A 22,992-nucleotide genomic window follows, 5' to 3' on the forward strand; every position below is an offset into this window, starting at 1 on the left:
TCCTCAAGTATCACATGATTCTTTAAGTAGCTTCACCCTCGGCAGCTGTCCTGTGCTTCCCTCCCTTCTCAAATATTGTTTTCTGACCGAAATGAAACCCCCTACAACGAAAATACAACATATTCAGTCACATGTCAACAGTTTTGTGTTACTTTTTGTTGTTTTATTTGTGTTTACCCTTGCTTTTCATGTTGGATATTGTTATATTATAGATGTCGATGTGACTTTCTGTTTGATTATATGGGATTTTGAAGGAGGATGATTGACCATTTCCAAATAAACTTATATAATATTCATAGAAATATTACGATAAGAAAGAGGGAAGACGTATGTTAAAGCTAGAACGGCAGTTGTTTATTGAAAAGGAGCTGCACGAAAAGGGCAGTGTACTTGTTTCCGAGCTCAGCAAGGTACTGGATTGCTCAGAAGAGACAATACGCCGGGATATCAAGGAAATGGAAGCGGCCGGAAAGCTCAACAAAATTCATGGTGGTGCCTATCTGCCGGATAAATACGACAAGGGTGTGCCGATTGAATTACGTGAATCATTCTTCGCCAGTGAAAAGGAACAGATGGCGGACAAGGCGGTGGATATCATCAAGGATCATTCTGTCATTATGCTGGATTCCAGCACGACATGTCTGAAGCTTGCGGAGGCAATCATCTCATCCGGGAAATGTATTACATTGATCACCAATTCGCTGCGTATCAGTTCTCTGTTTAATTCCCAGTCATCCAATGTGAATCTGATTTGTCTGGGTGGACAGCTTCATCGGGCAACTGCATCCTTTACCGGGTATCGGACGACAGATACGCTGAAGCAGAATTTTGCGGATATCACCTTTATCTCCTGTCCGGCACTGCATCTGCAGCATGGACTCTCTGACAACAACCTGAATGAGGCAGAGGTGCGCAAGCATATGCTGGAAAATTCCCACTATAAAGTCCTGATTGTCGATCATACAAAGTTTGATTCCATATCGGACGTCCTGTTTTATGACCTTGCCGGAGTTGACCTGTTGATAACGGATCAGCCGCTCAGTGAGACATGGGAGGAGTATTGCAGAAAGTCATCTATCGAAATTATTTATTCGTAAATACGATAGGAGGACATCATGAGAAATTTTACGTATCACAACCCTGTACGGATTCTGTTTGGCGATCATGCACTGGATCAGCTTCCTGATCTGTTCAGGGAATTTCATGTTTCAAATCTTTTGCTGGTTTACAGCGGAGATTTTATCAAAGAGCTAGGAATCTGGGATGCTGTTCGTAAGGCTTGTGTTCAAAGTGGCATCGCCTTCTATGAAGAGGGCGGTGTTGTTCCGAATCCGAAAATCGAGCTTGTACGTGAGCTGATCACACTGGGAAAGGAAAAAAAGATTGATTTCGTACTTGCCGTGGGTGGAGGCAGCTCGATCGATACAGCAAAGGCAGTGGCAGCAGGAATACCCTATGAGCATGATGTATGGGACTTCTTCGAATATGCTGCTGTTCCTGAAACGGCTGTACCGGTTGGTGTTATCACCACCATACCTGCGAGCGGCTCCGAGTGCTCCAATTGTTCCATCATTTCCAATGGGCTGCACAAATGCGGCATTGAGTACGATTGCATCATCCCGAAATTCGCAATCATGAATCCGGAGTATACCAGAACGCTTCCGGCCTATCAGACATCGGCAGGAATTGCAGATATTCTCTCTCATATGCTGGAGCGCTATTTCACCAATACGGAGCATGTTGATACGACAGATTATATGCTGGAGGGTACAATGCAGGCCCTCATGGTGAATGCCCGCCGTTTGATGAAGAAGCCGGATGACATTCATGCGCGTTCTGAGGTACAGTGCCTCGCCTTTATCGCGCACAATAATTTGCTGGATATCGGCAGAGAGAGCGACTGGGGAGCGCACCGTATTGAACATGAGCTGAGTGCACAGTATGGGATTACGCATGGAGAAGGTATGGCTGTTGTAACCATCGCATGGGCCCGCTACATGGCTGCGCATCATCCGGATAAGCTGGCGCAGCTCGCAAGCAGAATTTTTGGTGTCGATCCATTTGTTTACACAAAAGAAGATATGGCCTATATCCTTGCGGACAGGCTGGAGGAATTTTTCCGGTCGCTGCATCTGAAAACCACCTTGCATGAGATGGGAATCGATGATGCACATTTTGAGGAGATGGCTAACCGGGCTACCAATAATGGTAAAGATTGTGTTGGACATTATGTGGCGTTGAATAAACAAATTTTTGTGGATATACTGAAGATGGCGTTATAAAAAAGCTTTGTCATCACGAATGCAGGTCCGTGATTGCAAAGCTTTTTACTGTTCTGAAAGCACAACATGTTTTCCTTGATTAAATGCGGGGCAATAAAAAAGGCATCTGCATCAGCCTGTACATTATATACATACCTATGCAAATACCTTATCACTCTCTATTGATTCTGGAATCCCCAGCTATTGATATAGCCAATCCACTTATCTCCGATATAGCAGGAATAATACAAGCTTCCATCTGCTCTGGCAAGAGAACGTTTGATTGTAAATTTCTGATTACGATAACCAGTCATTCGCTTCACCCATTTATCTGCCGGTGCGTTATAAAGCCAGTATTTCTGTGGATTCGGTGTATTAAAGACTCGAGCATTATTATCTCCCCATCCAAAATACGTATCCTTTTTCACACTGTTTTTCAATGCGTAGGAATTTATATAACCAATCCATTTCCCATTATAATAGGCAGACCAGTAAGAGGTACCTTCTTCATTCACATATTCTCTTGTTAAAAGCAGTGGTTTGTTATTGTAATTTTTCATGCTGCCCATCCATTTTTTCTTGAATGGATCATAGCGATTGTAATTTGCAGCATTCGGTGACGAGAATACACGGACTCTTCTGGACAGATTATAGAACCCCTGCGCCTTTTTTTGCGGATAAGTCAGACGGTTACTGAAGCTTGCTTGGCTAAATTTATACTCGCCATTTATAAGGTTTGCTGTTCTGACAACGAAGCGGTAGGATGCCCCGGAGGTTCCCGTTTTAAAGGTATAGGAAGTCCCGGTTTGAGATGTCAGATAATTCCATTCACCATCGTCTGTTGTCTGATAATATACACGGTATCTCGTATTGTAAGGAACCTTATCCCAAGTCAGCTTGATATTTGTTCCCTCTACCGTAGCTGTCAGATTTGCAGGACTTTGTGTCTGCAGACTCAGCAGGGTATTTGTAAACATACTAACATCCACATTTTCTGGAGTAATTCCTTCAAAATCAGCTTCCGATGTATACTGCCATCCTCTGTCTCCCGTATAGTACGGATTATCAAACGCCAGATAGCTTCCATATTCTGCAATCCATGAAGTAAGTCCTAAAATATAGGCAGAGTTTAGCTGCTTCTGACAATAACTGCGATAGCTGTAAACGTGCACTTTTCCACTATAACCTGCGCTGTTCATTTTATCAACGTATGTTTTGATAATACTTTCATACGTCTTAACATCCTTTGGTGGAACACGTGTTGCTCCATCATGATTATATGCCTTGAATGCCTCTATATCATAATAAATCGGATAAGACATATCAGTTAAATCATATCCCTGCAGACGTTCAATTGTACTATCCGCTTCCGCATAGGCAAAGTTAGCATCATATGCATAGCTGTATAGATATAAGCCATAAGGAATTCCCAGACGCTTACATTCGCTTATATTATAATCAAAATATTCATCTGTGTATCCGACACCCCATCCGATTCTAAGAATTGCGCCGTCAATTCCCTCACTTTTCAATTTTTCCCAGTTTATTTTACCATCATGCTCAGAGACATCAACTACCTGCTTTGGATTTTCAACAACAACGCTTTGTCCATTCTTTGTATATGTAAAGGTTTTCGTTGTTCCGTTCATTCCCCAGACAGGTGCAATCAAGCGGGCATTTGCTGATCTGCTTCTATACTGCGTTTGCGGCTGCTGTGGCGTACCGTCTCCCATGGCAGCATTTTCAGCTCCTTCCATCTCACCAATCGGCTGATATGTATCTGCTGTAACTGTCTTAATTTCATTTGTATCTGTATTGGTTACAGTACCATCTGTATTCTCTGTTTCTTGTGCATGGACACCTGTCAGGCAAAGACCGGCTGCCAGCAATGTGACTAAAAGTTTTCTCAAATTCAGTACCCCTTTCTTTTTCTATATAAGTATAACATCCCTGTAGCTAATTTCCACATTTTTTTATAAATCACTAACATTATTTAATTAACTATGTGTTAAAAATACGATATTTTAAAGCCTTCACATATATTCTTAAGGAAATCGTAATAATCACACAAACATCTCAATTCCTTTATTTTTACATATTCTGTAATCTCCACATTAAATGATAAAAAGGGGAGGCTCCCCTTTCCTTGACATTACACATAATAATCAAATCTGTGTTTTTAAATATGCGAAGATAAATGCATCCAGATCGCCATCCATAACCCCCTGCACATCACTGGTTTCACAGCTGGTCCTATGATCCTTCACCATGGAATACGGATGGAATACATAGGAACGTATTTGTGAACCCCACTCATTAGCTTTCTGCTCACCCTTGATTTCCGCCAGTCGGGCTTCCTGCTCCTCAATCATTTTCTGATACAGACGACTTTTCAATACACGCAGCGCCTCTTCCCGGTTTTCATGCTGGCTTCGACCATTCTGGCAGGTGGCCACCAATCCGGTCGGCTTATGCACCATGCGGACAGCGGAATCTGTTTTGTTGATATGCTGACCGCCGGCTCCACTGGCACGCTTGGTCTCCACAATCAGATCCTCCGGTTTGATTTCGATTTCGATTTCGTTGTTAAACTGCGGCATAACATCCAGAGAAGCAAAGGATGTATGCCTTCTCCCGCCGGAATCAAACGGCGATATGCGCACCAGACGGTGAACGCCCTTTTCCGCCTTCAGATACCCATACGCCATATCACCCTCCACAAGGAAGGTCACGGATTTGATCCCTGCCTCATCTCCGGGAAGATAATCCAGCATACTGACCTTGAAGCCTTTTTTCTCAGCCCAGCGGGAATACATGCGATACAGCATATCCGCCCAGTCACAGGATTCTGTTCCACCGGCTCCCGGATGCAGCTCCAGGATTGCACTGGAATGATCATATTCATGGGACAGAAGAATCTTGATTTCAAAATCATCAAAGTTCTTTTCCATCTCCAAATACTCTGCTTCAAACAGCTCGAAAATTTCATCATCATAATCTTCCTTCAAAAGATCATGTGTTTCTTCCAGACCTATCAGCGCACTGTTCAGCTTTTCGTAGCTTTCCACGATGTCCTTGATACCGTTCAGCTGACGAATCAGTGTTTGCGCATGCTGCGGATCATTCCAGAAATCATCCTGCAGCGTCATGCTCGTCAGCTCCTGAATCTTATGTTTTTTTTCAGCTAAGTCAAAGTGACTCACCAAGCTGCGCAAGCTTTGCCTGATGAGTGTTCACCCCCTGTTTAATTTCGTATAGTTCCATATTAGTTTTCCACTTTTCTTTCTACCTGTACCTTTAAAGCAAAGAATACAACCTCACGTGCAATACGTGCCTGCATTTCCTCAAACATTTCATATCCTTCCTGGATATATGCCTGTAAAGGATTGTTCTGCGCATAAGAGCGCAGGTGAATACCGTTTCTCAGCTTATCCATCATATCAATATGCTCAATCCAGTTGCGGTCCATGTTCCGCAGTACGATGGTTTTTTCAAACTGCTTAAATTCATCACGGATATCCTTGATTTTATCATCGTATAGTGTGAAGATTTTCTCTGCACAGTATGTTGTTACATCATTCTTTTCCTTACCCTGGATTTCCTCCAGCTTCAGATTATCCTTTTCTTCCAGTCCGAGCAGCTCCAGTCCCTGCAGAACACCTGCATAATCCACGCTTTCATCATGGCGGGTATGATCCACATTCGCATCCACCACACTGTCAATGACGCGGTCTATCATATCACGAACGATGCCGTGAACATCCTCATTTTCCAGAACGAAATTACGCTGCTCATACATGATTTCACGCTGCTTACGCAATACATCATCATAATCCAGCAGCTGCTTACGAACATCATAGTTATAGCCCTCGACACGTTTCTGTGCCTGAGAAATCGATTTTGTTACCATCTTGGATTCAATCTGTGCATCTCCCATGGATTCAAACAGCTTTTCAAATTTATCGCCGCCGAAACGAATCATCAGCTCATCCTTTAAGGAAACATAGAAACGGGAATATCCCGGATCCCCCTGACGTCCGCTACGTCCACGCAGCTGGTTGTCAATACGTCTGGACTCATGACGCTCACTGCCCAGAACGACCAGTCCGCCAAGAGCTCTGGACTCATCGGTAAGCTTGATATCGGTACCACGCCCTGCCATATTGGTTGCGATCGTTACGGATTTCGGGCGACCTGCCTTGGCGATAATTTCTGCTTCCCGCGCATGGTTCTTCGCATTCAGCACTTCGTGAGGAATCCGCTCTTTGCGCAGCAGCTCATGCACCAGCTCACTGGTTTCAACGGAAATCGTTCCAACCAGTACCGGCTGCCCCTTTTCATACAGTTCCTTAACCTCTTTCACCAGAGCCGCAAACTTCAGTCTCGGGTTCGCAAAAATCGCATCCGGATAGTCGATACGCTGTACCGGTCTGTTTGTAGGAATTTCAATAACACGCATATTATAGATATCCAGGAATTCCTCTTCCTCGGTTTTTGCGGTACCGGTCATACCGGCAAGCTTATCATACAGACGGAAGAAGTTCTGATAGGTGATCGTTGCAAGGGTACTAGTCTCTTCCTTAATGGATACACCTTCCTTGGCCTCAATCGCCTGATGCAATCCATCGGAATATGCACGGCCCGGCATCGTACGCCCGGTAAACTGATCGACAATGACGATCTCATCATCCTGTACGACGTACTCAACCTCATTTTTCATGATATAGTTCGCCTTTAAAGCCTGTGTTATATGATGTACCAGCTGGGTGTGATCCACATCATACAGATTCTTGATTTTGAAGTAACGCTCTGCGACACTTACACCCTTTTCACTCAGCATGATCTGACGGGTTTTTTCATCAATTTCAAAGTCATCCCCCTTCAGACGTTTTGCGAATGCATCCGCCTGCAGGTACAGGTTTGCTGTTTTTTTCGCGCCACCGGAAATGATCAGCGGCGTTCTGGATTCATCGACCAGAATGGAATCGACCTCATCGACGATTGCAACATGCAACCCGCGCAGCACGCGGTCCTTCACATCGGTAACCATATTATCACGCAGATAATCAAAGCCCAGCTCGGAGTTTGTGGTATATGTAATATCACAGTTAAATGCATCACGCTTCTGAGATGGTGTCAGCGGGCGGGAGTTTACACCGACACTCAGACCCAGGAACCGGTAAATCTGTCCCATCCATTCCGCATCACGGCCTGCCAGATAGTCGTTGACAGTAACAACGTGTACCCCCTTGCCGCTTAAGGCATTCAGGTAAACGCACATGGTGGAGGTCAAAGTCTTACCTTCACCGGTTTTCATCTCTGCAATATCGCCCTGGTGCATAGCAACCGCACCCATGATCTGAACCTTGTACGGATACTCACCAATCGTACGGCGTGCAGCTTCACGAGATGTCGCAAAGGCTTCTATCAGCAGACTGTCAAGGGTTTCCCCTTCCTCATATCTATGTTTGTACTCCTGTGTTTTTTCTCTCAATGCATCATCACTTAACGCTTCCATGTCATTTGCCAGTGCCATGACCTGTTCTGCAGTCTTTTCCAGATTATGCAATGTCTTTTTTTCACCGTTTAATAAACGTTCGATAAAATTAGCCATTCAAGACCCTCCATACCTTCTTTATAAGTTTATATCGCCTGTTTCAAAACTTCATATAGCCTTATCTATTGTAACACAAAGTGTGTTTCAATAACACCGGATACAGACAATTTCAGAAGAATTTACATTTTGTTTCTTTTTTCCATAACATTTGTGTGAACAACCTGTCTGCGTTTTCGTTTACGTAAGCCTCCTCAATAATTTTACGTGTCAATTTCAACTCTGGAAAGGATTCTGTTTGAATAAAAACCAGGATAGGAAAAAGAGGACATTCCCAAACAAGCCAGGATTTCTGTCCCCTTCCTATTCCTTTTATTTCGTAATGATTTCTGCCTTACATGCTGATACAAATGTCGGATCGCTGTTGTTTGGGCCCACCAGTACCACCATTGCAAATTCATTTCTTATCACAGTTCCCTGTCCCACCGTCTGACCGCCGGCGTTAATGTCAACACCCGGAGTTCCGACTGGAAGGTATGAGCGTACAGCATTTTCGCAGGCAGCGCTGCATCCGGTTGGAGCAGGTACAGGTGCAGGAAGATACGTAATAGCTTCATTATATACTGCGCTCGTAATTCGCACAGACGCAATGCGGCAGATCGACACGGCCTCTTGAGGTACGCCCTGTGCATTGGTGAGCTGCAGCAGTCCATAATCAGGTGATGGCAGCAGGGAACCGGCACGGCCACTGGCATTGTTACCACTTTCCATTGCAACAACGACAGTATCGTTTGGATAGAGCTGAATGATCTGCAACAATATATTGATCATCTGCTGAACACACAAACAGTCAGCACCACTTCCTTCAGGGCCGGTTGGTCCTGTGCTTCCTGTATTTCCCGTTGCCCCGGTCGGGCCGGTTGGTCCGATACCCGCTGGGCCCGTTGCTCCGGTACTTCCGGTTACTCCTGTGGCTCCCGTAGGACCGGTGATTCCGATACCAGTTGGCCCTGTTGGACCGATACTTCCTGTAGCACCACGAAATCCTCTGGGACCACGTGGGCCCTCACAGCAACAATCACAACAGCAATCACAGCTGTCATAATATTCATTCTCATCATATAACATGATTCTCACCTCTTTTCATAACCATCACAAATTTTCATGGTCATTTCAGAGTATGTTGAACATATATCTCCGGTGGCTGTCATCTCCCTATTTTTATCATAAAAAAATAACCGTGACAGCCATTATACATTGGAATCACGGTTATTCTGTTTTTTTACGCTTTAACGATGTTGTGAGCCTGCAGTCCACGGTCAGTTTCAACTAAATCAAATTCAACTTCTGCATCAGCATCAATTGTTTTGAAACCTTCCATCATCAATTGTGAATAGTGGAAGAATACATCTTTTCCATCCTCTAAAGTGATGAATCCGTATCCCTTTTCCTGGTTAAACATTTTTACTTTTCCTCGCATTGCTTCAAAACCTATACCTTTCTATGCTTGATCTATTGCATAACATCATTATAGACAGTTTACGAGTGAAAATCAATCAAAAAATTGTGAACTTTTTGAAAAAACTATCATGTTTTTGTAATATGTTTCTTATTTTTAAACAGTTTTTCATTTATGTATAAAAATTACATATATAGAGAAATATTTTTCATTCATAAGACATGTGCTTTGTAATGTATTATAGGTTTTTATCTGTTAAAAACCATAGTTTAAACACTACATTCGAATATCTATTTGCCAGAAAACAGGAAAAGGATCCGGAGAGCTCCTGATCCTTTTCTTTGCGCCATTTATGCTTTTTCTACATTTCTGGCCTGCAGTCCCTTATCGGAATCCACCGTATCAAATGTTACTTCCTGACCTTCCTCCAGGGACTTGTATCCTTCCTGTTGGATATGAGAATAATGTACGAAAATATCCTTTCCATCTTCTCCATTGATAAATCCATAGCCCTTCTCAGCATTAAACCATTTTACTTTGCCTTTCATTTCTGACTTCACCTTCCTGTATCTATGTCAAAGTATAGAGAACATCCCTTTTCTTTTCAAATCTTTTTTTTCGCAGGATTCGACAAATCGGGGATTCGCACAAAGCGCCAGTGCCTCTATCTTATACCTATGCTTTTGAAGAAGATCATATGCACAAAGTAATGTATTTCCACTTGTAACAACATCATCAACCAGCAACAGTCTGGTTTTTGGAAGAACGATATTCGGTTTCATTTTTATTACCTGGGAAATATTACTGCGGTTTTCAAAGCTTTGCAGGGACTGCTTGTGATTGCAGGTCTTATAAAATGGTTCAATGGTCTTTAAACGGCAGGCATGTAGCATGTCCTTTACCGGATGAAAGCCGCGTTCAATGGTTTTTTCTTCGCTCGAAGGGAGAAGAACGATCGTGTAGTGTCGAAATTTAGCATTGATTTTTTTCATGATGTCATGGAAAAACACGTCTCTTAGAGCTGTATCCAGACCTTCCTTATATTGAAATATCATATTTTCCAGAAAATCATTATATACATATGCGATATGCAGCTTTATGCCATTCAGCTTTACTGTCTTATTCAAAACGGCTAACTCATGACGGCAGGCTCCGCACAAAAGGGAATCCTGACGCAGGAATTCAAAAAGACTTTGCTGATTTATTATCTCCTCCATACATAGTCGGCACCATTCTTCCTTCATTTTGAATCCCCCCTGTTCATCCTCTGTAATGCCTGTATGCAGCGCTCGATATCTCTTGTTTTTCTTGTGCACAGAAACAAACCTTTCCCTGTCGGCATTTCAATATTACGTCCAACACGGCCAATCATCTGAATCAGGCTCGCTTCATTGAATACCGGATGATCAGCATGATAAATCACAACATGTACACCCTTGATGGTGATTCCTCTTTCCAGAACGGTTGTCGCAATCAGACATTCGTAGCGCTTTTCATGAAATCTTTTAAGGATTTTTTCCTTATCCTTCGTTTTTGAAGTAAAGGAAGTACAGCGAAACACAATACGCAGCCATCTGCTCATCTGCTCTGCCAGAGCTATCGTCGGTACAAAGACCAGGGTCTGTGCGGCTTCCTTTTTCTGACGCTTTAAAAATCGGATAAGCTGATACAGCTGTATGGAAGGCAAGGCTGCTTTCACATCGGGTACGATCAAAGGATAGCCGTGCGGTCTTTGAAACAGCTCGACCATCTGCAGTTTTCCCTGCTTTACATCTGACAGCATTTCTTCATCCGGTGTAGCGGTCAAATACAGACGGCTCCCGATACAGGCATGTATTGCAATCTGCTTCAGCACAGCATTGCCACGATAAGGAAATGCATCCACCTCATCCATGATCAACAGATCAAACACCGCATGATAGCGATACAGCTGGTGCATTGTGCATATGATGAGATCACCCTCTGTGACCTCAGTATAGCCCTCACAAACCGCGATCACATTTAGATTTTTAAACGCATCCTGCATGCGCTCCCGTATTTCCAGAACAACCTGACGACGGCTGATGGCAAAGCCCACCCTGCTGCCTTTCACAAGGCTTTGCTTAATCGCCTCCATGACAAGCTCCGTTTTTCCGGCACCACAGGCTGCATATACCAGCACATCCTGGTGATGATTCAGGTACATTACTATTTCTGAAGCACACCGTTTCTGTGCAGGAGTCAGTGGATATTTCAGCTGATATGCTGTATGAATGGGTTTTCTACATACGTTTTTCCTTTCCGGCAGCTCTCCTACCCCAATTCTTCCAAACATGATGCATTTTCGACAGTACCAGCCCTTGGCATCTTTATAAAAGTAACGTTTCTCTGTATTTCCGCAACGCAGGCATTGCATAGTATCACCTCCATAGTTCTATACGTATGAAAGTGGTAAAAGTCCTAAAAAAAACAGAATTTTTTTCATTCTGTCTTTTCTAACTTATTCGTTATTTATTCGATAGTGCTGAAGCATTTCCATTTGTTTTTTATCTGTTTTGTAGAATTGCAAACTATTAATTTGCTTCTTTTTCCACCTGTAAGAAATGCCATGCATCTGCACACATTTCTTCCAGTCCTCTTTCTGCTTTCCAACCAAGCTCCTTCAGCGCTTTTTCTGTGCTGGCATAGCATTGTGCAATATCCCCAGGACGTCTAGGATCAATCTGATAAGGAACCTCGATATTATTAACCTTTGCAAATGTATTAACAACATCCAGTACACTATATCCTATACCAGTACCGAGATTATACGCATCAACACCAATTGGTTCCATAACCTTATTCACAGCATTCACATGTCCCTTTGCAAGGTCTACTACATGAATATAATCACGTACACCCGTACCATCCGGTGTATCATAATCATTTCCATAAACATGCAGATAAGGCAACTCCTTATTGGCAACCTTAACGATATACGGCATCAGGTTATTCGGGATATCATTCGGACTTTCTCCCAACAGACCACTCTTGTGTGCTCCGATTGGATTGAAATAGCGCAGCAAAGCAATATTCCACTCATTATCTGAAATGTATAAATCTTTTAAAATCTGTTCAATCATCAATTTTGTCGTACCATACGGATTCGTAGTAGGTCCCAACGGGAAATCTTCAAAGATAGGTACACTTGCAGGGTTTCCATATACGGTGGCACTTGATGAGAAAACAATGCGCTTGCAGTTATGCTTTCCCATTACCTTACACAATGCAAGTAGCGACATCAGATTATTCTGATAATACATAATCGGTTTCTGTACTGACTCTCCTACCGCTTTATACCCGGCAAAATGAATAGCTGCATCAATTTTATGCTCACTGAATATTTTCTCCAGTGTTGCCTCATCACAGCAATCTGCCTCATAAAACGCAACACGCTTTCCTGTAATATTCTCAATCTTATCAACAACATCAGCCTGTGAGTTATACAGGTTATCGATTATCACTACTTCATTACCAGCTTCTATTAATTCAACGCATGTGTGGCTTCCAATGAATCCGGTACCACCAGTTACTAAGATTTTCATGTACGGTTCCTCCCTTAGTTTATCCATGTCCTATTATAGCATAATCCATTACTGATAGCGGAGAAACAAGAAAAAAAATAAGGATTTCACAAAACTAATCACCTTCAGTATATCAATTTAACCGTTTTCTATGCTTTTATATAACTCACCAAAAGCTTTTCTATCGCTTTAACTAAAAAAAGACCATGACGAAAGTGCTGTCCTAACACCATGGCCTGTTTTCCTGACAGTTTGATTTTTCTAACGCTGCTTCACAACTAATAATCCAGACGTCTGTAATACCGGCGAATATCCATTGGATGCCTTGTTTCTCTTTCCATATACGCATCGATCCGGTTATTTACGGCATGCATCACCAGGTGTGAAATGTGCTTTCTGTACCCTTCACTGATTCCCATCAGCTCATAATCCTTTGTATCGATAATCGTATAATTCTCACAGATTCTTGGCAGGAATTTCGCGACTCTTTCAGACAGCGGACGCTGTGCATCTTCTCCTATGAACACGGTAACCGGTGTTTCCTTTGTGATGATTTCAAACATACCATGAAAGAACTCCCCGGATGTGATGGACTTCGTCTTGATCCACAGCTGTTCCTCCCAATAGCACATTGCATAGGAATACGTTGCGCCCCACTGGTTTCCTGCCCCCACAAAATAATGGATTGGATCATTCCAGTGTTTTTTTGCAAATTCCTGTCCGAATGCATCAGCCTTCTTTTCCACATCAATCAGCGCCTGTGCCAGATGTGCTTCAAATTCCGCATACATAGCATCACAATCCGAGAACTCTCCGTTGTTCTGCATGAATCGATCCGCAACCATAAAGAACTTCAGCTGTTCATTCACCGGATACGCTATTTCATAATCCACCAGCTTTGCAAGCTCGGTCGTATCAATGTCAATAAATCCAATCACCTTTGCCCCGGCTGCCTGCATACGCTTTACAGCCTCTACCACTTCCACTGTGCTGCCGGTAACGGATGAGGTAATTACGACAGTGCCCTCACCCACACGCTTATTCCCCGTCGTATTGTACTCGGAAGCATTTTCCGCCCAGGTTTCGATTTCTGATTGTTCCTTCATATGAACCGCCGCCTGCATACCGCTCGCCCAGGTCCCCCCGATACCCAGCCAGCAGATATTGCGATATCCCTGTGCACATATCTCATCCACGATCCGGTTGATATCCTTACGGATTGCCAGTGCACCATTGACACTGCTTCGTGCCCATTCTTCATTGAATTTCAATAACATGTTCATGTCCTCCTCTTATTTGTAAATCATTTATCTTATCCGGCAAGTATACCGAAATAAGCACCTGCAATACCGAGAACCATCGTTCCCAGAATCAACATGATCGGATTGACTTTTTTCTTCAATAGCCAGAAATACATCCATGTACCACCCAGTCCAATCAACCCGGGCATAATTCCGTCCAGAATAGACTGCAGGGTGGTGACCTCTTCACCGACCTTACTCAACTCGACATTCAAAGTCGTCCATACCATATCCTTTGACATACAGCCAATAACCATAACACCAAGAATACTCGCTGCCGCAAGCAGCTTATCCATCATACCGTTGGCCTGCATTCTCTGCAGATACTTGAAGCCGATGCTATAGCCGAAATGCGCGCCGAAATAGCGGATGATAAACGCAGGAATGTTATACATCAGAAAATACACGATCGGTCCAAACATATTTCCGTTCTGTGCCAGTGAAATACCGATACCAACAGCAATTACCCGCAGACAGCCGACAAATACAGAGTCACCGATTCCGCTCAGCGGCCCCATCAGTGCCGTCTTGATACTGGAAATCGCCTCTCCGTCCACCTCGCCACGTGATTTCATTTCCTCCATGGATGCCACAATGCCGCCAACGAACGGAGCAAGCTGCGGTGTGATATTAAAGAACTCGACATGGCGGGTCAGTGCATCCCTGTAGCCTTCCTCATCTTCTGCATATACCTTTTTCAAAATTTTATTCATCATCATGGCAAAGGCGATGTGCATCTGCCGTTCATAGTTCCAGGAAAACTCCATTCCCAAAGAGCCCTGGTTAAATGCCATTCTGGTGATATCCGCTTTCTGAATGCTCTTATCGGATTTAGAAGTCATCATCGCTCACCTCCATACCAGCTTCTCCAGCTGCGGCTCCCTTCAGATTCATAAAATCGAATTTGACAACAATCAGAATCACACCCAGAATTGCCACGCCTAATACAGGTACACTCATATAAGCTGCAAGCGCAAATCCCAGAAAATAGTAGGGAACATTCTGCCTGTTTACCGTCATGCGCATCAGCATTGCAAACCCCAATGCGGGAAGTAATCCGGCTGCCGCAGCCATACCATCCGTCACATAGGCAGGAATTGCATTGATCATACTGCCCACTGCTTCACTTCCCAGATAGAAAGCAAAGAACACAAGCAGGAATCGTCGTACAATGGTGATCATACCGATCAGCCAGTGTGTTGCCACAACACCGCCGTATTTTCCTTCCATGGCATAACGGTCTGTAAAACGCAGAATCACGGAATTAAATACATTGCAGAAGTTACCGATTGCCTGTGACACCAGGGCGATCGGCATCGCCAGCGTAACCGCCGTTTCGATACCCTTCCCCATGGAAATTGCAAATGCAGTGGCCAGAACACCGCCGACAATCGTATCCGGTGGAACATAAGCCCCAATACTGACAGCCCCCATAAAGAATAATTCCAGACTTGCGCCGATAATCAGTCCCTGATGCAGATTTCCCAGCACCAGGCCAACCAGCGGTGCAAGAATAATTGGTCGATTGATATACAGGGAGCCCAGCTGATCGCCGAAGACACCCAGACTTGCAATCAATCCGATTAAGCATGCTTGTACCATGATTTCCTCCTCTTTTGCATTTTCATGCATGTTTCAGGAATTAAATTCCTGTATATTTGACCCGCACGGTTGCGGGAAGCGGACCTTATTGATGCAGTACATGCTCCAGTGCTATTGGAGATTCTGCCGGCAGCTGCTGGATGAATACAGACACGCCGCGCTGCTGCAGCTCCTTTAATTCCGCCTCATCCCTATCACTGATGAAAATCGCCTTGCTGATTTGACGACAGCCTTCCCTTCGAATCGTTCCGCCCAGATTGAGACTGTGAACAGCCGGACAGCCTGCACTCAGCACATTGGCATCATGAATGGTCTTTACGACCACCAGCAGTCGGTACTTATCGGTGACTCCGCTATTGATTGCCTTTATGGAATCCTCCAGATTTTTAATGACCAGCTTGACCCCGGAGGGCTTTGCCAGCTTCATGGTCGTTTTGAAAACCTCGTCATGTACCACTGCATCATTGGCAATCAGAATGCAGTCAGCACTCAATTCATTGGTCCAGGAAAATGCAACCTGTCCATGCAGCAGACGATGGTCCACTCTGCATAATTTGATCATATTTGACACCCTTTCCTTTGCGCTTTTTGCGCTTACTCACATGTAGAATAAAGCAGTTCAGCTATCGTTTCTTACACCCCACGCTCTTCGTGCATCTGTATGTCTTCTTTACAGCATGTGGTTACTCTTTTGTGCTTTGCGATTGTTCTTTTTAGGTTGCAGTATTTAAAATTCATCCTCCTGCGACGAAATACCTTTGACGGTTTCATTGCAGTACATGATCCCCGTTTTTGCTTCTGTGAACAGACGGCGAATCAGCTTATCCGCATCCTCATCGGAAAACAGAAACAGATTCATCAGCATCGGCAGATTCATTCCGGTTAACAAATGGAAATGCTTCTTCCCGATATATTTCATCAGTTCATTGTTTACACTTCCCCCGAACAGATCCGTACAGGCAATGATTTCCGCATCTGTCGGGATTTTCTTCATAGTCTCTTTAATCAGATCTGAAATATCCTGCCCGTCTTTCACATAAGCGGTTATAAGATGCACATGCTTCTTCTCTCCCAGAATAATGCGGATGGAATCATAAATCCCCTGTGAGAACATCCCATGACTTGCGAGTATATAATGTCGTTCCATATTCTCCCTCCTTTCACTCCTCAAAGCTTTTCAGCGTTTTCATTTCCGCAGACCATGGTTTTTCATAATACCTTTGGGTTGCCGTCTCCAGTGACAGATATCCCTGATAGCCATATTCCTCAAGGACAGCAAGATCCGTTTTCAGATCACGGCTACCATCCCCCCAGGCCAGATGACCGGTCGGATTCCCATCCACAAAGTGAATATGGACAATATCGCTGCCGAAGGCCTCGAAGTATTCCCGGGGTGTATGTCCCATACGTGCCATTGCCCCAAAATCGATACACACCTTGAGACAGCTGCTTCCAACCTCGTTTCGATATCGCCTGATGTCCTGAATTGTATTCACAAGACGCGATTCCTCCGGCTGCAGAGCTTCCAGAGCCAGAATCACATTTCGCTGTTTTGCATAGTCTGTGATTCTCTTCATCATAACGACGGAACGATTCCATGCTTCCTCCACCGCTTCGCTGTAATAGCACCATCCGCTGGTCACCAGAACCTGGCGACACCCCAGCACACATGCGATATCAATCATCTGCCGGTAATAGTTGAGTACCTCTTCCTGACGATGCTTCTGCTTGACTGCGATATTGTTCGGCTTTGGGTTTGTCTGTTCCGGACAGATGCCGATGATGGTTATCTGATAGCGATCGCACAGCTTCTTCAGCTGTTCCGGCGAGTCATGACGGCGGGCATCCACATAATAATGCATGGGACCGCTCCACAGCTCCACATAATGCATGCCCAGCTTATGGACGGATTGAAAGAAATCCTCCAGCTCATAAAAGCGGTAATGGCAGTTCATCGCACAGAGTCTGTCTTTAAAATTCATCTTCTCCTCCCGCCTTTCGTACATCATTTTCTATATATTCAAAGAGATATGCTATTTCCGATAGGGGCAGCTTGACATGGTAGTGCTGCAGCATAACCTCAAAGCTCCGGTTGACATCCGCAATAAAGTCCTCATGCTGTTTCTCAAAGGATGACAGGTCTGTATATTTTTCCAATGCCGTTTTTGTGACCAGACGTTCCACCAGGAAACAGATATGAATATAAATGCCGACAATGGTCTTGCTTTGAAACTTACGACCCATCGTATGCTGAAGCGCACTGACGGAGTCACTGACATAATCCAGCAGCTTATCTGCATTCAGAATCGTGATATTTTCCATGACTGACTGCATGGAGAAATTTTTCAACAGCTGACGGTCAAATTCTTCAATTTCCTCTTCCTTCAGATATGGCCGAAATACCTGATTCAGCTGTTCGATATGTTCGAAATTCATGATATCCTCCAGCGTCACACTATTGACCTTTTTTAGCTTCAGCGAATACGGCTTGATCATCAACACCACATCATATCTGTGAAATAAAATGTCCTCTGCCTTATTTTTCATCAGCTCATCATATTCATAGGAAATCATTTTCAAATCAATGGGACGCGGCAGACTGTTTTTGAATAATCGGCACAGCTTTTCTGAAATGACCATACCGGCATCATTTGTGAATACGATTGCTTTTTCCTTCTTCGCCTCTGAGAGTACCTTGTAATTGCATTGATTTTCTGCACAGGCCGTTTCCAGCAGATTCTCCAATTCGTAGTGCTGCTGTATCTTCATACCGATATTCAGAGCAAGTGAGGTGGAAATATTATTGATCACACCGACATTCACACTGTCTGCAATCACCTCGCCGATTCCCTCCAGTGACCCCATATCGACAAGTAGGATAATGTTTTTCAGATGCGGATTTTCTTCAATGAAATCGTTCAGCTTGCCGCTGATTTCCTGTACCGGTGTATTCAGCGGCATATCGATAGCTTCAAACGTATAGGAGTTCAGCAGCGAATTTGCGGCATCGGCAATAGAGCTTGCGGTCGAGTACCCGTGACTCAATATGATACCCACGGTATCCTGAGAGCGGATGTCACGATTGTAGAAGTTGATATTCAGCATCAGAAAGATACGGTTCATTTCCGACAGGCGCATGTTGATATTGGAATGCAGCTGTCTGGCAATGGATTCCGTCAGAATATATTCATTGCTCATATTCTCTGCCATTTTCTTTAGACAGCGCTGTATTTCCTTCTGGTGATCCTGTTCCCACTGATGCAGGGAGGAGGTGTTTTTCTGCGCAGAGACGAGCATTCTCGCCAGTACATAGGCACAGTTGATCGGCAGGTTGATATTTTTCATGAGCTTCACGCTGTTCAGCACACCGATGACTATTTTCTCCATAGCCTCCAGTCGGCCGTCATAGTACGTTTCCTGAAAAACAAGGATATCATAGTAGTAGCGCAAGGCCTTCTGCCCCTGTTCCAGAAAGCTGGTAAAGGCATGTGTATCCATGCAGGTTTCTTCAAATGCCTGCAGCAGCTGTTCCCACATGATGAGGATTTTACTGCCGGCTGCGTTTTTCTCCACTGCGTCTATGCGAATCAGAGAATCACTGTCCCTGCTGTTTTTTTCCACCTTAAGATGATCGAGCAGCTGAACAGGCAGGTGATACAGGCAGATGTCCATGCGCTGGTTTGATACACAGTCCGCAAATGCATTGGCACATATGGTACGGATACATCTTCGCAGTTCATCGATATTGCTTTCAAAATGGCAGCTCATCAGGAAATGCTGAAGACGCTTTGATATATAAATCGTGCGTTCCAGACGTGCCTGTTCTTCCTGAAAAAATTTAATAACGAATTCCAGACGCTCCTCCTCGTTGCGTTCCTGAAAGGATGGGATGGAACAGATAACAGGAATGCTGAGCAGCAGGCTATGACAGAAAGCCGTATGCGGATCTTCACTGGTGGAGAGAATCAGATGGACACGGGATTCAATCTGTGCCTGATCATCCTGCATTCTCGTAAATTTATTTCTGCTTAAATAGTCGGCCAGCTTTTCCTGACATTCCTCACTCAGATGACTGGCGTCCTCTATACAGAGGATGCCTTCATCCGCCTCCTCCAGCAGTCCCCGCTCTGCCGCTTTCCCATCTGCGGCACCTTTTCCAAACAGCTCCTCCATCTGCCTGCCTTTATCCTCACCGCGAAATGCCTTTTTGCGAAGCAGCGGTATTTCTTTTCTCGTGGAGGTCATGTGATTCAGACAGTATTCATGTGTGAGTCGTACCAGATAGGATTTTCCACATCCCATTTCCCCATGGAGAATGACAGGTAATCCTCCCTGCGGATAGGAGAGGGCGGTTTTCAGCTGTGCAATCGGGTATTGCAGGCTGCCGTCACAGCCGATTGCTTTTTGAAAATCCTGCAGCTTGGGACTGTTCCGGTGCAGCTCCTTCATAAGCTCACCCAGACTCAGATATTCACAGCTTTTTAATTCCAGCTGATACTTGCGTTCCAGCACACTGCGATCCATATAATAGACGGGACGCGTACTGATCTTTATGATACGCTCATCCTTCACCAGCTCATTGAGATACTGGGATGTTAAGGAGCGGGAGATGTTTAAAGCACTACTGATACTGATTGTTGTAAAACCGCCCAGCTCATTCATGCGCAAGCCCCGGGTAATTTTCTGCAGATATTCCAGAATCTGTAATTTTGATGTTGTGATATTCATGAAAGCACCTCACTTTTTCGGTACCGCTTGTTTACGATACCATTATAGAAATTCACATTGCACTGTGTCATCAGAGTCCTATATTTTTGACACTGCGCAATGTTTCCATTCTAACTCAAACACTAAAGCGGTTTCAACACTATATAGTGTTGATTTCAAAGACACTGTTGAAATGGTGGCAACAGTGTCTGTATAACATAGTTAGCATTAGGTAAAGCATCAAGCAGGATCCTACGTCTATTTCGGCTCCACTTTCATTTGCAGGAATGTGTTTCCCGTTTAGCTACTGCCATACTATGAAAATCGATCAAATTCCTTTATTGCATATACTTCCCTGTATCTTGGTTGTCTCCGGCTTGCATCCATCAGAATTAACTGCTTCATCATATAACACTGTGATGCTTAACTTTTTGAAACAGAAAAAATAATCGTATCGTAACCGATTAAATTTTTTATCCTGAATCAGTCACAACACACATGATTGATCGATTGAAAAACAAGTAAGCTTATCCTAATTTTTGTATAATCCTAACCTCGATTGGGACATTATCATATACGTTGTACACGTATCGCTGGAAATCATTATAATGATTGTCATAAGGAGGTGCATATTATGTACATTAAAGATACAATATTAAAAAGTCTGGCTATGGCCAATATGGATCCTGTTATCATTATGGATCAGGACCCTCTGACACATCCCTCGTATGCCACATTCTCAGAAGCAATGGTAAAGGAGAAAAAATCCACTGCTGAAGCTGAGGCATTATGGAAACTGCTGATTGATGGGTTCCGTCATCAAAGAGAGCTGAATAAGGATGCTCAGAAAGAAGCTGAAGCAATCAAAAACACTGCACAGTTCAATACGCTGCTGATAAAGTATGCAATTCCGGAGCCGTTGAAATCAATTTATCAGGACAACTTTATTTACTTTTCTGAAAAAATCACAAATGCTTCTACTGCTAAAAAACAGGAAAAGGCTAAAGAAAACTACATGAGCTTTCTGCGTGGTGTCATACGCTCCACCAATCCAGAGTTTGAGCAATTTGCACATAAGCTTCGTGCTTTATTAACAATTTCGGAAAATCGTGAGCTCGCCTTATGGTCAGGAGGAATTGATCTGAGTACGTTCTCTTATGATAAAGGACGCTGCCCTCTGGAACAAACAGTTCTCGGTAATTTATTAAACAATATGCCAATTACTACTTTATGGAATCTGGAAGCACCGCTTTGGAATATCATTTCCAGAACCTTTGTATCGCAATACACGTGGCTTCCCGTTCATGTTTACTTCCGCGTACTTGATAATGCCAGTGTTTTATTACGGCAGGAGCTGCCACTCATGCAGAAAAATAATGCAGCACTCGTTATCCACTGGCATCCTGTATTTAATTATCCAAAGGGCATGGCAGAGGTCGGTGTCCACGGCGAAGCTATTACAGAGCCAGGGCGTGGTATAGACGATATGAAAGCTGCTGCAGAATTATTGATTGCCAAATTAGGAGCAGCCAGCTATAAAGCAAACAAACAGGCATATGAAAGAGCGAACAGTGATTATTTCGATCCGACCCGTCCACCTTTTGCAGTCGATGAATAACGGGATAAGCAAAGACTGACAGCATAATCTGTCAGTTTTTTTCTTTAAGGTTAAGCTAAATATCAGTTTTCATTATCTTAACGTATTCAACTGCTTTCCCGGATTGTATGATTACACAATAAAGAATATGTGTATCGATCGAATATCTATGAATTTGATCTCATTTCACTAATCACACATAAGCTCCCTTACTGATAGCTTGCTGAGAGGATGCAGGACATTGAAAGCATGTACACGATAATATAAATCCGATTTTTTTTACATTGCTGTCAGATTAACGATTCGTTTTTCTGAACTCCTCATGATATTGTAACTTATGGTGATTGATTGGTAACATCCTGCCTGTTTCTGAAATTTCGCGTTTAAAATCATTACGATAGATTACATATGGGAGGGGATTTCAAATGAATTTTATAATACAGATTGATAATACTATTACAGAAGACACAATTATACTGCGGGCGTGCAGTAGAAACAAGAATTATATTTATAATGTAATCCTTTATCTACAGAAAAACAGTTCACGAATTAAAGTATATGATGAACTGCATAATCTTTACCTTATCACCTGTCACGAGATATATTATATAGAGAATATAGATCATAAAGTATATATCTATACAGAAAAAGATGTCTATCGCTGTTACCTTCGATTTTCAGAATTAAAAAAGCAGCTGCATAATTGTGGCTTCTGTCAAATCAATCAGAGCACTCTGGTTAATTCAATTCATATAAAATCTGTTCGTATTGAAAAAGACTGTCACCGGAGCATAACTCTGGATAATGAGGAATGTCTAATCGTCAATCGCAGATATCGTTCTTTTTTAAAAGATCAGGTTTAACAGATTGCTGCCTTATTTATTTGAATAAAAAATGATAATAGTACCATACGGTTTTTTCTTACGTTAGAGTGTTTGTAAAAAGGAGAATTCAAATTCTATTGCTTTT

General features: G+C 43.4%; 20 protein-coding genes. 4 read left to right on the top strand and 16 right to left on the bottom strand.

Annotation, left to right across the window (positions count from 1 at the left end; translation table 11 throughout):
- Positions 1-329 precede the first annotated feature (329 nt).
- Together KSZ58_RS12055 and KSZ58_RS12060 are read left to right on the top strand one after the other, a co-directional pair.
- Positions 330-1,097 (top strand): DeoR/GlpR family DNA-binding transcription regulator, encoded by a 768-nt coding sequence (locus KSZ58_RS12055; RefSeq protein ID WP_002606067.1) that lies wholly within the window; start codon positions 330-332, stop codon positions 1,095-1,097.
- An 18-nt stretch (positions 1,098-1,115) separates the two neighbouring features.
- Positions 1,116-2,282, top strand: coding sequence for an iron-containing alcohol dehydrogenase (locus KSZ58_RS12060; protein WP_002606068.1), 1,167 nt, complete (start codon positions 1,116-1,118; stop codon positions 2,280-2,282).
- 158 nt (positions 2,283-2,440) lie between these two features.
- On the opposite strand, the gene KSZ58_RS12065 is transcribed toward KSZ58_RS12060, so the two are convergent.
- From KSZ58_RS12065 to KSZ58_RS12140, 16 genes are all read right to left on the bottom strand, one after another.
- The gene (locus KSZ58_RS12065; protein ID WP_008816525.1) at positions 2,441-4,171 is read right to left on the bottom strand and encodes a GH25 family lysozyme; all 1,731 of its coding nucleotides are present in this window, start codon (positions 4,169-4,171) and stop codon (positions 2,441-2,443) included.
- Between the two features lie 255 nt (positions 4,172-4,426).
- Positions 4,427-5,525 (bottom strand): peptide chain release factor 2 gene (gene prfB / locus KSZ58_RS12070; protein ID WP_181968901.1). Its coding sequence is split into 2 segments (ribosomal slippage): positions 4,427-5,452 and positions 5,454-5,525, totalling 1,098 coding nucleotides; the frame shifts between segments, so codons are not numbered across the junction.
- Between the two features lies 1 nt (position 5,526).
- Complete coding sequence (secA, locus tag KSZ58_RS12075) at positions 5,527-7,875, bottom strand: preprotein translocase subunit SecA (RefSeq protein ID WP_008816523.1); 2,349 nt, start codon at positions 7,873-7,875, stop codon at positions 5,527-5,529.
- Positions 7,876-8,187: 312 nt separating this feature from the next.
- A complete protein-coding gene (locus tag KSZ58_RS23210) occupies positions 8,188-8,943 on the bottom strand; it encodes a collagen-like protein (protein WP_009270662.1) in 756 nt (251 codons plus the stop codon).
- A 154-nt stretch (positions 8,944-9,097) separates the two neighbouring features.
- Positions 9,098-9,295: a cold-shock protein gene (locus KSZ58_RS12085; protein WP_009589121.1), complete on the bottom strand. Its 198-nt coding sequence runs from the start codon at positions 9,293-9,295 to the stop codon at positions 9,098-9,100.
- A 329-nt stretch (positions 9,296-9,624) separates the two neighbouring features.
- The gene (locus tag KSZ58_RS12090) at positions 9,625-9,822 is read right to left on the bottom strand and encodes a cold-shock protein (protein WP_002606099.1); all 198 of its coding nucleotides are present in this window, start codon (positions 9,820-9,822) and stop codon (positions 9,625-9,627) included.
- A gap of 27 nt (positions 9,823-9,849) precedes the next feature.
- On the bottom strand, positions 9,850-10,518 hold the full coding sequence (locus KSZ58_RS12095) for a ComF family protein (protein WP_009270663.1): 669 nt from the start codon (positions 10,516-10,518) through the stop codon (positions 9,850-9,852).
- Positions 10,515-11,669, bottom strand: coding sequence for a helicase-related protein (locus KSZ58_RS12100; RefSeq protein WP_009270664.1), 1,155 nt, complete (start codon positions 11,667-11,669; stop codon positions 10,515-10,517). The genes KSZ58_RS12095 and KSZ58_RS12100 overlap by 4 nt, the downstream gene beginning before the upstream one ends.
- 157 nt (positions 11,670-11,826) lie before the next feature.
- Positions 11,827-12,837, bottom strand: a complete 1,011-nt coding sequence (gene galE / locus KSZ58_RS12105; RefSeq protein ID WP_002606102.1) for a UDP-glucose 4-epimerase GalE — start codon at positions 12,835-12,837, stop codon at positions 11,827-11,829.
- Positions 12,838-13,094: 257 nt separating this feature from the next.
- Positions 13,095-14,093, bottom strand: a complete 999-nt coding sequence (locus tag KSZ58_RS12110; RefSeq protein WP_008816519.1) for an SIS domain-containing protein — start codon at positions 14,091-14,093, stop codon at positions 13,095-13,097.
- Between the two features lie 35 nt (positions 14,094-14,128).
- The gene (locus KSZ58_RS12115; RefSeq protein WP_008816518.1) at positions 14,129-14,962 is read right to left on the bottom strand and encodes a PTS system mannose/fructose/sorbose family transporter subunit IID; all 834 of its coding nucleotides are present in this window, start codon (positions 14,960-14,962) and stop codon (positions 14,129-14,131) included.
- Positions 14,949-15,719 (bottom strand): PTS sugar transporter subunit IIC, encoded by a 771-nt coding sequence (locus KSZ58_RS12120; RefSeq protein ID WP_008816517.1) that lies wholly within the window; start codon positions 15,717-15,719, stop codon positions 14,949-14,951. The genes KSZ58_RS12115 and KSZ58_RS12120 overlap by 14 nt, the downstream gene beginning before the upstream one ends.
- A gap of 85 nt (positions 15,720-15,804) precedes the next feature.
- A complete protein-coding gene (locus tag KSZ58_RS12125; RefSeq protein WP_008816516.1) occupies positions 15,805-16,281 on the bottom strand; it encodes a PTS sugar transporter subunit IIB in 477 nt (158 codons plus the stop codon).
- A 165-nt stretch (positions 16,282-16,446) separates the two neighbouring features.
- Positions 16,447-16,866: a PTS sugar transporter subunit IIA gene (locus tag KSZ58_RS12130; RefSeq protein ID WP_008816515.1), complete on the bottom strand. Its 420-nt coding sequence runs from the start codon at positions 16,864-16,866 to the stop codon at positions 16,447-16,449.
- Positions 16,867-16,879: 13 nt separating this feature from the next.
- Positions 16,880-17,701, bottom strand: a complete 822-nt coding sequence (locus KSZ58_RS12135; protein ID WP_008816514.1) for a sugar phosphate isomerase/epimerase — start codon at positions 17,699-17,701, stop codon at positions 16,880-16,882.
- Entirely contained in the window at positions 17,691-20,447 is a 2,757-nt protein-coding gene (locus tag KSZ58_RS12140; protein ID WP_009270666.1) for a sigma 54-interacting transcriptional regulator, read from the bottom strand. Before KSZ58_RS12140 ends, KSZ58_RS12135 begins: the two co-directional genes overlap by 11 nt.
- 613 nt (positions 20,448-21,060) lie before the next feature.
- On the opposite strand from KSZ58_RS12140, the gene KSZ58_RS12145 reads away from it, so the two are divergent.
- A complete protein-coding gene (locus tag KSZ58_RS12145; protein ID WP_009270667.1) occupies positions 21,061-22,044 on the top strand; it encodes a hypothetical protein in 984 nt (327 codons plus the stop codon).
- Between the two features lie 404 nt (positions 22,045-22,448).
- Positions 22,449-22,886: a LytTR family DNA-binding domain-containing protein gene (locus tag KSZ58_RS12150; protein WP_008816511.1), complete on the top strand. Its 438-nt coding sequence runs from the start codon at positions 22,449-22,451 to the stop codon at positions 22,884-22,886.
- The last annotated feature ends 106 nt before the right edge of the window (positions 22,887-22,992 follow it).

It is taken from the genome of Erysipelatoclostridium sp. DFI.2.3 (assembly GCF_019132535.1).
Taxonomy (GTDB): domain Bacteria; phylum Bacillota_I; class Bacilli_A; order Erysipelotrichales; family Erysipelotrichaceae; genus Clostridium_AQ; species Clostridium_AQ innocuum.